This is a genomic window from Bradyrhizobium sp. UFLA05-125, from assembly GCF_059803515.1.
Map to the genome: position 1 here is coordinate 122,135 of NZ_JBANBJ010000011.1, position 13,510 is coordinate 135,644.

Genomic DNA, 13,510 nt, shown 5'->3' on the forward strand with positions numbered 1-13,510 from the left:
AAGCGCAAGCCTGCCCACCACTTATGTCGCACATCGTGGATAGATGGTGGGCACGGCGCAAGAGCGCCTTTGCCCACCCTACGCACTGGAGTTGGTGCGGCTGCCAGGCAGCTGACTAGTTGCCCGCATCCATATCGCCGCGTTCGCGCTGGCCGCTGAGCCAGAGCGCCATCAGCGTCCACAATGCGCCGGAGAGCAGATAGGCACCCGAGGCAATGACGCCGAGATTGGTGGCGAGCAGGAGCGCGGCGAGTGGCGCAAAACCGGCGCCGAACAGCCAGGCCATGTCGGAGGTGAGCGCCGAGGCCGTGTAGCGGTACATCTGCTTGAAGTTGGAGGCGATCGCGCCGGAGGACTGGCCGAAGGACAGCCCAAGCAGGATGAAACCGAGCACCATGTAGATGGTCTCGCCGAACGCGCCGGCATCGAGCAGTTGCGGGGCAAAGCCGCTATAGACCGCGATTGCGATCGCCGAGCCCATCAGCAGGGACTTGCGGCCGACGCGATCGGCGATGATGCCGGAGGCCACGATCGCCGCGACACCGAAGGCGGCACCGACGATCTCGATCATCAGGAACCTGACCGGGCTTTCATGGGTGAACAGAAATACCCAGGATAGCGGAAACACCGTGACCATGTGGAACAGCGCGAAGCTCGCGAGCGGCGCGAAGGCGCCAAGCATGATGTTGTGGCCTTCGCGCGCGACGGTGTCGGAGATGCGTGAGGGCTGCAGTTCGCGGGTCTCGAACAACGAGGCATATTCCTCCGTCGCGACCATGCGCAGGCGGGCGAACAGCGCCACGACGTTGATGGCGAAGGCGACGAAGAATGGATAGCGCCAGCCCCAGTCGAAGAAATCGTCGGCCGAGAGATTGCCGGCAAAATACGCAAACAGCGCGCTCGCCACGATCAGCCCGAGCGGCGCGCCGAGCTGCGGCACCATGGCGTACCAGCCTCGCTTGTTCGGCGGCGCGTTGAGCGCGAGCAGCGAGGCGAGCCCGTCCCACGCGCCACCCCAGGCGAGACCCTGGGCTGCCCGCGCCAGCGCCAAGAGCCAGATCGCAGCCGCACCGATGTCGCTGTAGCCGGGCAGGAACGCAATCGCCACGGTCGCGGTGCCCAAAAGGAACAGCGCGGCGACCAGTTTTGCGGTCTTGCCGTATTCGCGGTCGATCGTCATGAAAATGACGGTGCCGAGTGGCCGCGTCATGAAGGCGAGCGCGAAGATGGCGAAGGAATAAAGCGTGCCGGTCAGTTCGGTGGCGAACGGAAAGACCAGACGCGGAAACACGATCACCGAGGCGATCGCATAGACGAAGAAGTCGAAGAATTCCGACGTGCGCCCGATAATGACGCCGATGGCGATCTCGCCGGGATTGGCATGGTCATGGCCGTGCTCGCCGGGGTGGATGCCTGCCATTGCGGGGGTCTGTGCGGTCGCCATTCCTGCGCTCTTAACGTCCTGAAAACCAAAGCCGACCACCCCGCGGTCGCCGGGCAGCCTGCCCCTGTCTGGCGCAACCTCCCGCACTGCAACATTGGACAAATTGTCCAATGTCCCAATTGGTGCGCCGCAGCTACGCCTTGGCTGGACTACGAAATTTCCAACAAAAGGCCTACCCGTGTCCCGTTTACGGTTGATCCTCAGGATCTTCGCGCTACTACCTTTGGCTGCCGCGCTCTCTGGCTGCGACTTTGTGGTGCTGGCGCCAGCCGGCGATGTCGCGGCCCAGCAACGCGACCTCGTCATCATCTCCACCGTGCTCATGCTGCTGATCGTCGTGCCCGTGATGGCGCTGACCGTGCTGTTCGCCTGGCGCTACCGCCAGTCCAACAAGTCCGCCCGCTACGAGCCGGAATGGGACCACTCGACGAAGCTCGAGCTCGTAATCTGGTCGGCGCCACTGCTGATCATCATCTGCCTGGGCGCGCTGACCTGGATGGGAACGCATCTGCTCGACCCCTACCGCTCCCTCGATCGCATCGCCGCCAATCAGCGAGTCGATGAGGCGACGGTGCCACTCGAGGTCGATGTCGTCGCCCTCGATTGGAAGTGGCTCTTCATCTATCGCGACTACGGCATCGCCACCGTCAATGAGTTGGCTGCTCCCGTCGATCGCCCGATCGATTTCCGCATCACCGCTTCGACGGTGATGAACTCGTTCTACATCCCCGCGCTCGCCGGCCAGATCTATGCGATGCCGGGTATGGAGACCAAGCTGCACGCGGTGGTCAACCACGCCGGCACCTACAGGGGCTTTTCGGCGAACTACTCCGGCGCCGGCTTCTCCGGCATGCACTTCGCCTTCCACGGCCTCGACGACAAGGGCTTTGGCGAGTGGATCGCGAAGGCCAAAGCTGCCGGCGGATCGCTCGGCCGTAGCGAGTATCTCCAGCTCGAGAAGCCGAGCCAGAACGAGCCGGTGCGCCGCTACGCCAGCGTCGATGCCGATCTCTACCGCCTCATCCTCAACATGTGTGTCGAGCCCGGCAAGATGTGCATGAGCGAGATGATGGCAATCGACGCCAAGGGCGGCGCCGGCCATGAAGGGCTGAACAACACCCTGCCGCTTGCCTACGACAAATATGCCCGCCGCGGTACCGCTTTCGGTCCCGAGCCGAGCTTCGTGGCCAGCACCTGCACGCCTGACGCTCCGCAGGGTCAGACGAGCGCCGCGATCAAGACCCGCGCCGACACCACGCCGCTGCTCGGCGCCGGATTGAAGCGGCCAACCTTCACGCCGCTCAAGTCGACGTCCTTCTTCCTCGGACATCGTCCGAAGTCAGACTCCTAAAGAGATCCAGCATGTCTCCTGATCTTCTCAAGCTCATCTTCGGCCGTCTCGGCATCGATTCGCTGCCGTTCCACGAGCCGATCCTGGTCGGCACCTTCATCGTTGTCGCGCTCGGCGGCATCACGCTGTTCGCCGGCGTCACCTATTTCCGCCTCTGGGGCTATCTGTGGCGCGAGTGGTTCACCACCGTGGACCACAAGCGCATCGGCATCATGTACATGATCCTCGGCATCGTGATGCTGCTGCGTGGCTTCGCCGACGCCTTGATGATGCGCGCGCAACAGGCGCTCGCGTTCGGCGGCTCGGAAGGCTTCCTCCCCGCCCATCACTACGACCAGGTCTTCACCGCCCATGGCGTGATCATGATCTTCTTCGTGGCGATGCCGCTGGTCACGGGCCTGATGAACTATGTCGTGCCGCTCCAGATCGGCGCGCGCGACGTGTCATTCCCGTTCCTGAACAATTTCAGCTTCTGGATGACGGTCGGCGGCGCAGTGCTGGTGATGGCCTCGCTGTTCATCGGCGAATTCGCCCGCACCGGCTGGCTCGCTTATCCGCCGCTCTCGAACATCGGCTACAGTCCCGATGTCGGCGTCGACTATTACATATGGGCACTGCAGGTCGCCGGCGTCGGCACGACATTATCCGGCATCAACCTGATCTGCACCATCGTCAAGCTGCGGGCCCCCGGCATGAGCATGATGCGGATGCCGGTGTTCACCTGGACGTCGCTCTGCACCAACGTCCTGATCGTCGCCTCCTTCCCCGTTCTGACCGTCGTGCTCGCGCTGCTCTCGCTCGATCGCTACATCGGCACCAACTTCTTCACGAACGATTTCGGCGGCAGCCCGATGATGTACGTGAACTTGATCTGGATCTGGGGCCATCCCGAGGTCTACATCCTGGTTCTGCCCGCCTTCGGCGTCTTCTCCGAAGTCACCTCGACCTTCTCAGGCAAGCGGCTGTTCGGCTACACCTCGATGGTTTACGCCACCGTTGTCATCACCATCCTGTCGTACCTGGTCTGGCTGCACCACTTCTTCACGATGGGATCGGGCGCCAGCGTCAACTCGTTCTTCGGCATCACCACGATGATCATCTCGATCCCGACGGGCGCGAAGATGTTCAACTGGCTGTTCACGATGTATCGCGGCCGCATTCGCTACGAGCTGCCGATGCTGTGGACGATCGCCTTCATGCTGACCTTCGTGCTCGGCGGCATGACCGGCGTGCTGCTCGCCGTTCCCCCGGCCGACTTCGTCCTGCACAACAGCCTGTTCTTGATCGCGCATTTCCATAACGTGATCATCGGTGGCGTCGTGTTCGGCGCATTCGCCGGCATCAACTACTGGTTCCCGAAGGCATTCGGCTTCAAGCTCGATCCGTTCTGGGGCAAGCTTTCGTTCTGGTTCTGGGTCACCGGCTTCTACCTCGCCTTCATGCCGCTCTACGTTCTCGGCCTGATGGGCGTGACCCGCCGCTTGCGCGTGTTCGACGATCCTTCGCTCCAGATCTGGTTCGTCATCGCCGCGATCGGCGCCGGCCTCGTCTTCCTCGGCATCCTCAGCATGCTGATGCAGTTCGCGGTCAGCTTCCTCAAGCGCGAGCAGCTCAAGGACGTCACCGGCGATCCTTGGGACGCGCGCACGCTGGAATGGGCAACCTCCTCGCCCCCGCCGGACTACAATTTCGCCTTCACCCCCGTCGTTCACGACAATGACGCGTGGTGGGACATGAAGAAGCGCGGCTACCGGCGTCCGCTCACCGGGTTCAAGCCGATCCACATGCCCAGCAGCACCGGCACGGGCATCATCCTCGCCGGCTTCGCCACCGCGATGGGATTCGGCCTGATCTGGTACATCTGGTGGCTGGCCGCCGCGAGCTTCATCGCGATGCTCGCCGTCGGTATCGGTCACACCTTCAACTACCACCGCGACTTCGACATTCCGGCCGATGAGGTCGTCCGGACCGAAGAAGCGCGCACCCAACTGCTCGCCGGAGCCAAGTAAATGACGATCGCTGTAAAACCCGACCAGTCGGGCGAGCCGCTGTTCTACCTCGCTGACGAGCACCCGCATCCGGGAGGATACAGCACCTCGCTCGGCTTCTGGATCTATCTGATGAGCGACTGTCTCATCTTTGCGATCCTGTTCGCGACCTTCGGCGTGCTCGGCGGCAACTACGCCGCCGGCCCCGCGCCGAAGGATCTGTTCGACCTGTCGCTGGTCGCGGTCAACACCTCGATGCTGCTACTGTCGTCGATCACCTACGGTTTTGCGATGCTGACGATGCAGCAGAACAAGATCGGCCAGACGCAGATGTGGCTCCTGATCACCGGCCTGTTCGGCGCCGCCTTCATCGGCATCGAGCTTACCGAGTTCGCCCACATGATCCACGAGGGCGCAACCCCGCAGCGCAGCGCCTTCCTGTCGGCCTTCTTCACCCTGGTCGGCACCCACGGCCTGCACGTTACCTGCGGCCTGATCTGGCTGGTGACGCTGATGGTGCAGGTCTGGAAGTTCGGCCTGATCGAGGCCAACCGCCGCCGGCTGATGTGCCTGTCGATGTTCTGGCACTTCCTCGACGTGGTCTGGATCGGCGTCTTCACCTTCGTCTATCTCCTTGGAGTTCTGCGATGAGCACCGACACTCACGCCGCACATGCGGCCGATCATCATCACGATGCGCATGCGCATGCGCACGGCTCGCTCTCGACCTATCTCCTGGGCTTCGTGCTCTCGGTCGTGCTCACCGCCATTCCGTTCTGGCTCGTCATGGGCGGAGCGATTCCCAACAAGCACGTCACCGCGCTCGTGATCATGGCTTTCGCTATGGTCCAGATCGTCGTGCACATGATCTACTTCCTGCACATGAACACCAAGGTCGAGGGCGGCTGGAGCATGATGGCGATGATCTTCACCATCGTCATGGTCGTGATCGCGCTGTCCGGCTCGCTGTGGGTGATGAACCACCTCAACGGCAACATGATGCCGGTCCACCAGATGAGCGGGATGAATTGATCGCATCCGTGAGACATGACGAACGGAAAACGCGCAGCCGCACCAGGGCTGCGCGCCCGTCTTTGTGGCTCACGACGCTCTCCCTCCTCGCCATCGCCATCCTGATTGGCCTCGGCGTCTGGCAGATCGAACGGCTCGCCTGGAAGCTGGCGCTGATCGACCGCGTAGAGACGCGCGTTCATGCCGCGCCGACCATGTTGCCGCCGCCCGCGACCTGGTCCGCGGTCACTGCCGCGACCGACGAATACCGCCACGTCAGCGTCGCCGGCCGCCTGCTGAATGACCGGGAGACGCTGGTCAAAGCCGTGACCGAGGAAGGCGCCGGCTTCTGGGTGCTGACGCCGCTTCGGCGCGACGACGGCAGGCTCGTCCTGATCAATCGCGGCTTCGTGCCGGCGGACAAGCGTGATCCCGCGACGCGCGCAGACAGCAGTGCGCCCCATACGATCGAGATCGATGGCCTGCTGCGCATGACCGAGCCGAAGGGCGGCTTCCTGCGCGACAACGATCCCGCGCATGACCGCTGGTACTCCCGCGACGTCGCGGCAATCGCCGCCGCGCGCGACTTGGGCGATGTCGCGCCCTTCTTCATCGACGCCGACGCGGTCCCCAACGCCAGCGTCTATCCGATCGGCGGATTGACCGTGGTCCGCTTTCGCAATAACCACCTGATTTACGCGCTGACATGGTTTGCGCTGGCCTTTATGCTGGCCGGCAAACTTTACGTCACATTCGGCGGCGGACCATTCCGTCGCGGGCGCGTTGTCCACGAAAGGGTCGGCGAGACCGCCGCCCACGGGACGGGATCAGATGCTGGAACGATCGTCGGGCCGACCTGAGAAGGAACAGCTCTCTCTCGGACATGATGCGGCTGCGCTTCCCGCGCAGGCGGACGGCCGCACCGAGCTGACCGCGGCGTCGCTGACCGCGCCAACCGACGACGAGACCAACCGCAAGAACATGGCGCTGCTGATCCAGCTGCGCTGGACCGCAGTCGTCGGCCAGATCGTCACGATCGGGGCGGCGCATTTCGGACTCGGCATCGAGCTGCCGCTTACGCGGATGGGCGCGGTGATCTCGGCGCTGTTGCTGCTCAACATTTCGAGCCTGGTCTGGGTGCGCCATCGCGCAGCGATCACCAACAACGAGCTGCTGGTCGCGCTGATGCTGGACGTCGCAGCGCTCACCGCCCAGCTTTACCTCAGCGGTGGCGCCACCAATCCTTTCACCTCACTGTTCCTGTTGCAGGTTACGCTTGGTGCGGTGCTGCTCGATGCTCGCTCGACCTGGTCGCTGGTGGCGCTGACCTGCGCCGCGTTCGTCTGGCTGACGGTCGCCTACCGGCCGCTGGACCTGCCGCACAACCCCCTGAGCAACACCTACAGCCTGACCGTCGTCGGCATGCTCTTCGGCTTCGCGCTCAACGCGGTGCTGCTGGTGGTGTTCGTGACCCGCATCAACAGGAACCTGCGCGAGCGCGATGCCCATCTGGCGGCGCTGCGCCAGCATGCCGCCGAGGAAGATCACATCGTTCGCATGGGCCTGCTCGCCTCCGGCGCCGCGCATGAGCTCGGCACCCCGCTCGCCTCGCTCTCGGTCATCCTCAACGACTGGCGCCGCATGCCGGATCTCGCAGACGACCGTGAGCTCGCCGAGGATCTCGCTGAGATGGAGACCTCGCTGCAACGCTGCAAGTCGATCGTGACGGGCATCCTGGTCTCGGCCGGCGAAGCCCGCGGCGAGGACTCGGCGCCGACGACGGTGGCCGCGTTCCTGACCGCGCTGGTCGAGGAATGGCGCAACGCGCGCTCGGCGCGCACGCTCTATTTCACCAACACCTTCGGCGAGGACGTTGCGATCGTCTCCGACATCGCGCTGAAGCAGGTGATCTTCAACGTGCTCGACAACGCCTACGAGGTCTCGCGCGACTGGGTCGAGCTCCTGGCCGAGCGCGAGGACGACAAGCTCGTGCTGTCGATCAGCGACCGCGGCCCGGGCTTTGCGCCGGAGATGCTGGCGCAGCTCGGAAAACCCTACCAGTCGAGCAAGGGCCGCGCCGGCGGCGGGCTCGGCCTGTTCCTGGTGGTCAACGTCGTGCGCAAGCTCGGGGGCATGGTGACCGCGGAGAACCACAGGAAGCGCGGCGCCACCGTTCGGCTCGTGCTACCGCTCTCCATGCTCGCCATCGGAGGCGGTTTTGACGCCTGAGCAGTCCCTGATCATCGTCGAGGACGACGCCGGCTTTGCGCGCACGCTTAAACGCTCGTTCGAGCGCCGCGGCTATTCGGTCGTGATCGCGGCCTCGATCGAAGAGGTCCGGAAGGAGCTCGAGGACAAATCATTCGGTCGCGCCGTCGTCGATCTCAAGCTCGGCGGCGCTTCGGGGCTGGCCTGCGTCGAACTCCTGCACACCCATGATCCCGACATGCTGATCGTGGTGCTCACGGGGTTTGCCAGCATCGCCACCGCGGTGGAGGCGATCAAGCTTGGGGCCTGCCACTATCTCGCAAAGCCCTCCAACACCGATGACATCGAGGCCGCGTTCCAAAAAGCCGAAGGCAATGCCGCGGTCGCGCTGGATAGCCGGCCTACCTCGATCAAGACTCTGGAGTGGGAACGCATCCACCAGACGCTGATCGAAACGGATTTCAACATCTCGGAAGCCGCACGCCGGCTCGGCATGCACCGCCGCACGCTGGCACGAAAGCTCGAGAAACGGCCGGTGAAGTGAGCTGACCCTGCCTCGCCGTCATCGTAGGGTGGGTTAGCGAAGCGTAACCCACCACTGTTCATCTTCGCAGAAGGGGAAGAGGTGGGTTACGCTTCGCTAACCCACCCTACGCGGCTGTTGACGTAGGTCGACGGCTGCGAAGGCCCACGCGAGGAGACTGCCCCGTGACCACGCTTGTCGAGCGCCTTGACCTGTCTGCCGTATTGCCGCGTGCGCGCGATCGGCGCGAGACCGAAACCGTCGAGTTTGCACAGGCCGCGCTCGCAGCGGCCAAGCAGGAGGGTCTGCAGCTGGCGGTGCGGGCGCGCTACTTCGCGCTCGCGGTGATCGCTTGCCTGCTCATATACATCAATCCGGTATGGGACCAACTCTACTATGTGGCGCTGCTCGGCGTGTTCGCACTGATTGGCTGGGCGCAGGTCAGGGTTGGCCGGGTCGGCGTGTCGCGGCTGGAACTGGCGCTGCTGTTCTGCGACCTCGCGCTGCTGACGTTCGTGCTCCTGGGGCCAAATCCTTTCGGCTCCGGGCATTGGCCGGCAGCGATGCAACTCCATTTGGGTAACTTCATCTATTTCTTCGTGTTGCTGTCGGGCGCGACGCTGGCCTACTCGTGGCGGACCGTCATCGCCGTTGGCACCTGGACCGCGGCGCTTTGGATCATCGGCGTTGCCTGGGTGTGGTGGCAGCCCGACCCCGATCCCGCGCGGACCGCCCGCATAGCCGCCGCGATCGGCGGTGATCACCGGATGTTTCAGCTGATCTCGCCCAACTCGATCGAGCTCGCGACGCGTATCCAGGAGATCGTCGTGTTCATGATCGTCGCAGTGACGCTCGCCCTGGCGGTGCGTCGCAGCAATGATCTCCTGATCCGTCACGCCGCCGTCGAGCGCGAACGCGGCAATCTCGCGCGCTATTTCTCGCCGAACGTGGTCGACGAGCTGTCGCGGCACGACGAGCCGTTGAGGCAGGTGCGTACGCAAAACGTCGCGGTGCTGTTCGTCGACATCGTCGGCTTCACGGCCTTTGCCGACGCGCGCACGCCGGAAGACGTCGTACGCACCTTGCGCGAATTCCATGCGCTGATGGAGCAGGAGGTGTTCCGTCACAGCGGCACGCTGGACAAGTATCTCGGCGACGGGTTGATGGCGACCTTCGGCACGCCCTTTGTCGGCAGGCTTGATGCCATCAACGCGCTACGCTGCGCACAGGCGATGATGGCGGCCGCGGATCGCTGGAACGAGCAGCGCAAGGCGGCTGGCGAGCCACCGATCCGCGTCAGCTTTGGCCTGCATTACGGCCCCGTCGTGCTCGGCGATATCGGACTGACTTGTCTCGAGTTTGCGGTGATCGGCTCGACCGTGAACGCGGCGAGCCGACTCGAATCCTTGACGCGCACGCTCGGCTGCGCGCTGGTGGCGAGCGACGATCTCGTCAGGCGCGCCAGGATCGAGCTCGGCGAGGCCGAAGCGGCGTTTCGTCCGCTGATAGAACAGACCCCGCAGACTGTCCGCGGCCTCGAGCAGCCGATCGCGATCTGGACGCAGGCGCGTGCCGCTTCAGGCACGGACGTCGTAGCATAGCGGCGGCGGCGTCAATGCGATCTTCTTGACTGAGCCCGCACGCCACTCGGCGACTCGCCAAATCGCGAGTGAAACGATCGATTGAAATAGGAGATATCGGAAAAGCCGACTTCCAATGCGATCTCGGAAATCAATCTCGGGCTCGCGGCCGCCTCCGTGAGAAGCGAGAACGCTCGTTGCAGGCGCAGCTCATTCACCTGAGCGGTAAACGATGATCCCGAGGTTTCAAGCAGCCGTTGCAGATAGCGCGGAGAGACGCCTTGGCTATGCGCGACCGTTTCCAGATTGAGTTCCGGGTCGTCAAAATGAGCAGCGATGTAGTCCAATACGGCGGCCAACCGGGTCGCCACCACCGCGCTGGCGTTGCTCTCGCTCGGCAGGCGATTATCGCTCAGCATCATTGCCGCAAGATCATGAACATGCGTCACCACCAGGCTACGCAGATCGGACGTGGCCAGGCGAAGCTCGTCCCATAGCGGACGCATATAGCTTCTGATGAGCCGCAGGGTGGTCTGCTCGCGCGGGATGGGCTGCATCGTCGGCTCATCGATATTGCTCAGGCGCGACGCAAGCTCGGCCCGCGGGATCACCAGAGCGAAGTAGCTTCCTTCTGCAAAGCTCGCGCTCCCGGTACTCCTGTGATGCACTGCGACTGCGTCGCCCGTGCGCAGCGTCACTTCCCGGCCCCGCTGAGATACGACACAGTCTTTCGTCATGTTTATGATGAGGGCAATGGATCCATCAGCATCCGCCGCATCGCTGGTGCGACGAAACCGAAGCGGCGATGACGTGGAAGAGAACGCATTCAGCCCCGGCAGGGTACGCAACGTCGACCGGGCGTGGAATGGAATATCCGACAACGGCTCGATATCGACCCGAAGAATCTTGTCGCCGAATTCCTGGCGCCACATGGACAGGCGCTCTCGCTGGGGAAACTTGTCAGTCGAAAGTCGAAATGTTGCGAGTTCAGGCAAGCATTCCGACGTCTGGTGCTTTCCTGTTTCACTCATGAACTTCGACCTCAGACTCGCCTCGAGACCTCGCTAGGCAAGAGCGGGGTCCAGACGTTAGACGCTGAAAAAACCCGTTGTCGCACGCACCGGCTGGTACTCCACTCCGGAAGAGCGTCGAGGCATCTGCTGACTGACTCGATCACTCCTTCGATCAGGACACAGTCGGCAACTGATTCAGCCGAACCACAATCCGAGCGTGTTGACAATTCACGTACCCAGGTTCGGTGCTGCCGTTCGCAATTGACCAAGAAGATCTGCCGTTCGTTCGCTAGAGTGGCAAGTTATGGAGTGCAGGAAAATAGCATATTTCAATTTATCGTGGCGGGATGTGAGCTGGTTCACTCTTCGCGGATAGCCGATGGAAGGAGATTGCCATGAAGAAGATGTTCTTGATGGTTGCGATTGCGCCGGCGATGGTAGTCGGCTTCTCAGCGGGGGCAGCAGAACTTCCAAGCTTTGAACTCATGGGCTTTCCGATCACTTGGCACCAGGTTGCTGTGATGGGGGCATCCGGGGTCCAGGAGCAGTCTCCCGCTCCGACGCTGGAATTTGCTGGCATGCCCGCTTCTCCCCATCAGATCGCCGTACTGACTCCACGTCAGAACATGATCGCGCTGCACAAGGGGCCGAAACTGACCACGATCGGGTTCTCTTCGCGCTAGCAGCGCGGCCTGTGAGATCCCGATCCCGCTACCAGTCTCAACTTTACCGATGCCATTTTGACGCAAGCATGATTTCAGGAGCCGCCTCGGGCATTCTTCTATCCGGGGCGGCGGCGACGGAGCCCGGTGTGCCATTTCGCCACACAGTGACAGGTTACCTCCGTCTGCGCGATCAAGTTGGACCCGCGCGCGTCGTCTGAGCCCATGCATGCAAGTACAACCCGAACGAGGACCTCCCATGCGCAAGTATGTCTGGCTCCTGAGGGTGCTGATCGCAGGCGCTATCGCCGGAGGCGACTTCGCCAGTACGGCCGTCGGCAATCTCGGATATCAGTTGGCCGACAAGGACGCCTTGCCCGCCGTTGATGCCGAGCTCGCCATTGCCGTTGACGTCTCCTATTCGATGGATGAGGACGAACTTCGTGTCCAACGCGAGGGTTATGCGCAGGCCGTCACCTCCGAGGAATTTCTCGAGGCGCTCAAGGCCGGGCCGACCAAGAGGTTGGCCGTGACCTATTTCGAGTGGTCCGCATCGGATGATCAGAAGATCATCGTGCCCTGGAGGCTCGTCGACGGCCCGGAATCCGCGGATGCGCTGGCCGCCGAGATCATGCGAACGCCGGTTCGCCGGGGATCCCGCACGTCGATTTCCGGTGCGATCCAGTTTGCAATACCGCTGTTTGACCAAAATCAGTATCGCGGGCTGCGACGCGTGATCGATATTTCCGGTGATGGTGCGAACAACGAGGGCCCCCCTGTTACCCAGGCGCGGAATGCGGCGCTGGCGAAGGGCATCACCATCAACGGCCTGCCGATCATGATGAAGCGAACGACCGTCTCGATGATGGACATCGATAACCTTGATATCTACTACGAGGATTGCGTGATCGGAGGCCCAGGCTCGTTCATGCTGGCAATCAGGGAGCGCGAGAGATTCAAGGAGGCAATCCGGACCAAGCTCACGCTGGAGGTCGCCGGCCGAACGCCGGCGTACCGGATCGTCCCGGTGGCCGAAGAAGGGCCGAGGATATCCTGTGGCATTGGCGAGGACATCTGGGAGAGACGAAGCCGATGGTGAGCATCGGCAACGGCTCTTTCTGGTTAAGAGCAGGCCTCAGCTGCGATCAACGCTCATAGCCGCGGCAAACAGGTGGCGAATGGGCGAGTGAGGGAGACCTATCGGCTCGACGCGCCCGATCGCAGGAAAGAAACTATTCTTGCCCTGTCGTCGGCAGATGCAAGTCCACCAAATGGCTTCATGCTGTTGCCCGGCACCAGATCATCCGGATCAGCGATGAAGCGCTCGAGCTTTTCTTCGTCCCACACGAAGTCGGCGCTCTTCATCGCGCTGGAGTAGTTGTAATCCGGCAGCGAGCCGGCCTTCCTTCCGAGGATCCTGTACAGATGCGGGCCCAGGCGATTGTCGCCGTCCTTGATCGTATGGCAGGTCCGACATGAATTGTTGAACGCACGTTGTCCTGAGGCGGTATCGACGCTTTGTCGTGCCGGCTGCTGTGCATGGGAGGGCGAATGCAGCATGTACGCGCCCCCGCTGAGGGCCAGGAGTGCGCCCACCAGACCGATGCGCTGCACACGCGCGTCTTGCCACCGGATGGATTTCGACAAGGCAAGGCGTGCCAGGAGTTGCGGCTGCTTCATTTGATCACCTCGCCAGCGCAGCGATTGTGCGGCTCAAGGCGGCTTCGAAGT

13 protein-coding genes are annotated in these 13,510 nt (G+C 62.9%); 10 read left to right on the forward strand and 3 right to left on the reverse strand.

Annotated elements, in window-relative coordinates; genetic code table 11:
- Positions 1-115: 115 nt before the first annotated feature.
- Positions 116-1,444, reverse strand: a complete 1,329-nt coding sequence (locus tag SO156_RS13850) for an MFS transporter (protein ID WP_458148584.1) — start codon at positions 1,442-1,444, stop codon at positions 116-118.
- Positions 1,445-1,622: 178 nt separating this feature from the next.
- Between SO156_RS13850 and cyoA the strand changes: the two genes are divergently transcribed.
- From cyoA to SO156_RS13890, 8 genes are all read left to right on the forward strand, one after another.
- Positions 1,623-2,795, forward strand: a complete 1,173-nt coding sequence (cyoA, locus tag SO156_RS13855; RefSeq protein ID WP_498535149.1) for a ubiquinol oxidase subunit II — start codon at positions 1,623-1,625, stop codon at positions 2,793-2,795.
- 11 nt (positions 2,796-2,806) lie between these two features.
- A complete protein-coding gene (gene cyoB / locus SO156_RS13860) occupies positions 2,807-4,804 on the forward strand; it encodes a cytochrome o ubiquinol oxidase subunit I (protein ID WP_498535150.1) in 1,998 nt (665 codons plus the stop codon).
- Complete coding sequence (gene cyoC, locus SO156_RS13865; protein ID WP_498535151.1) at positions 4,805-5,434, forward strand: cytochrome o ubiquinol oxidase subunit III; 630 nt, start codon at positions 4,805-4,807, stop codon at positions 5,432-5,434. It begins immediately after the preceding gene.
- Complete coding sequence (gene cyoD, locus SO156_RS13870; RefSeq protein WP_498535152.1) at positions 5,431-5,814, forward strand: cytochrome o ubiquinol oxidase subunit IV; 384 nt, start codon at positions 5,431-5,433, stop codon at positions 5,812-5,814. Before cyoC ends, cyoD begins: the two co-directional genes overlap by 4 nt.
- Positions 5,814-6,653 (forward strand): SURF1 family protein, encoded by an 840-nt coding sequence (locus SO156_RS13875; RefSeq protein WP_498535175.1) that lies wholly within the window; start codon positions 5,814-5,816, stop codon positions 6,651-6,653. The genes cyoD and SO156_RS13875 overlap by 1 nt, the downstream gene beginning before the upstream one ends.
- On the forward strand, positions 6,625-8,022 hold the full coding sequence (locus SO156_RS13880) for an ATP-binding protein (RefSeq protein WP_498535153.1): 1,398 nt from the start codon (positions 6,625-6,627) through the stop codon (positions 8,020-8,022). Before SO156_RS13875 ends, SO156_RS13880 begins: the two co-directional genes overlap by 29 nt.
- Positions 8,012-8,545: a response regulator transcription factor gene (locus tag SO156_RS13885; RefSeq protein WP_498535154.1), complete on the forward strand. Its 534-nt coding sequence runs from the start codon at positions 8,012-8,014 to the stop codon at positions 8,543-8,545. The genes SO156_RS13880 and SO156_RS13885 overlap by 11 nt, the downstream gene beginning before the upstream one ends.
- Before the next feature lie 164 nt (positions 8,546-8,709).
- Positions 8,710-10,125 carry an adenylate/guanylate cyclase domain-containing protein gene (locus SO156_RS13890; RefSeq protein WP_458148591.1) on the forward strand — a complete coding sequence of 472 codons (1,416 nt, stop codon included), beginning with the start codon at positions 8,710-8,712 and terminating at the stop codon, positions 10,123-10,125.
- Positions 10,126-10,136: 11 nt separating this feature from the next.
- Here the strand turns inward: SO156_RS13890 and SO156_RS13895 are convergent, their stop codons facing one another.
- Positions 10,137-11,036 carry an AraC family transcriptional regulator gene (locus SO156_RS13895; RefSeq protein ID WP_458148592.1) on the reverse strand — a complete coding sequence of 300 codons (900 nt, stop codon included), beginning with the start codon at positions 11,034-11,036 and terminating at the stop codon, positions 10,137-10,139.
- Positions 11,037-11,512: 476 nt separating this feature from the next.
- Here SO156_RS13895 and SO156_RS13900 point away from each other — a divergent pair, with 476 nt between their 5' ends.
- Positions 11,513-11,800 carry a hypothetical protein gene (locus tag SO156_RS13900; RefSeq protein ID WP_498535155.1) on the forward strand — a complete coding sequence of 96 codons (288 nt, stop codon included), beginning with the start codon at positions 11,513-11,515 and terminating at the stop codon, positions 11,798-11,800.
- Positions 11,801-12,038: 238 nt separating this feature from the next.
- A complete protein-coding gene (locus SO156_RS13905; RefSeq protein WP_498535156.1) occupies positions 12,039-12,878 on the forward strand; it encodes a DUF1194 domain-containing protein in 840 nt (279 codons plus the stop codon).
- 98 nt (positions 12,879-12,976) lie between these two features.
- On the opposite strand, the gene SO156_RS13910 is transcribed toward SO156_RS13905, so the two are convergent.
- Positions 12,977-13,459, reverse strand: coding sequence for a c-type cytochrome (locus SO156_RS13910; protein WP_498535157.1), 483 nt, complete (start codon positions 13,457-13,459; stop codon positions 12,977-12,979).
- Between the last annotated feature and the right edge of the window lie 51 nt (positions 13,460-13,510).

Excerpts from the sequence above, each read along its gene's own strand:
- SO156_RS13910 (WP_498535157.1), bottom strand. The coding sequence starts at position 13,459 with ATGAAGCAGCCGCAACTCCTGGCACGCCTTGCCTTGTCGAAATCCATC.
- SO156_RS13880 (WP_498535153.1), top strand. The coding sequence starts at position 6,625 with ATGCTGGAACGATCGTCGGGCCGACCTGAGAAGGAACAGCTCTCTCTC.
- cyoD (WP_498535152.1), top strand. The coding sequence starts at position 5,431 with ATGAGCACCGACACTCACGCCGCACATGCGGCCGATCATCATCACGAT.
- SO156_RS13900 (WP_498535155.1), top strand. The coding sequence starts at position 11,513 with ATGAAGAAGATGTTCTTGATGGTTGCGATTGCGCCGGCGATGGTAGTC.
- SO156_RS13895 (WP_458148592.1), bottom strand. The coding sequence starts at position 11,036 with ATGTGGCGCCAGGAATTCGGCGACAAGATTCTTCGGGTCGATATCGAG.
- cyoC (WP_498535151.1), top strand. The coding sequence starts at position 4,805 with ATGACGATCGCTGTAAAACCCGACCAGTCGGGCGAGCCGCTGTTCTAC.
- SO156_RS13850 (WP_458148584.1), bottom strand. The coding sequence starts at position 1,444 with ATGGCGACCGCACAGACCCCCGCAATGGCAGGCATCCACCCCGGCGAG.
- SO156_RS13905 (WP_498535156.1), top strand. The coding sequence starts at position 12,039 with ATGCGCAAGTATGTCTGGCTCCTGAGGGTGCTGATCGCAGGCGCTATC.
- cyoB (WP_498535150.1), top strand. The coding sequence starts at position 2,807 with ATGTCTCCTGATCTTCTCAAGCTCATCTTCGGCCGTCTCGGCATCGAT.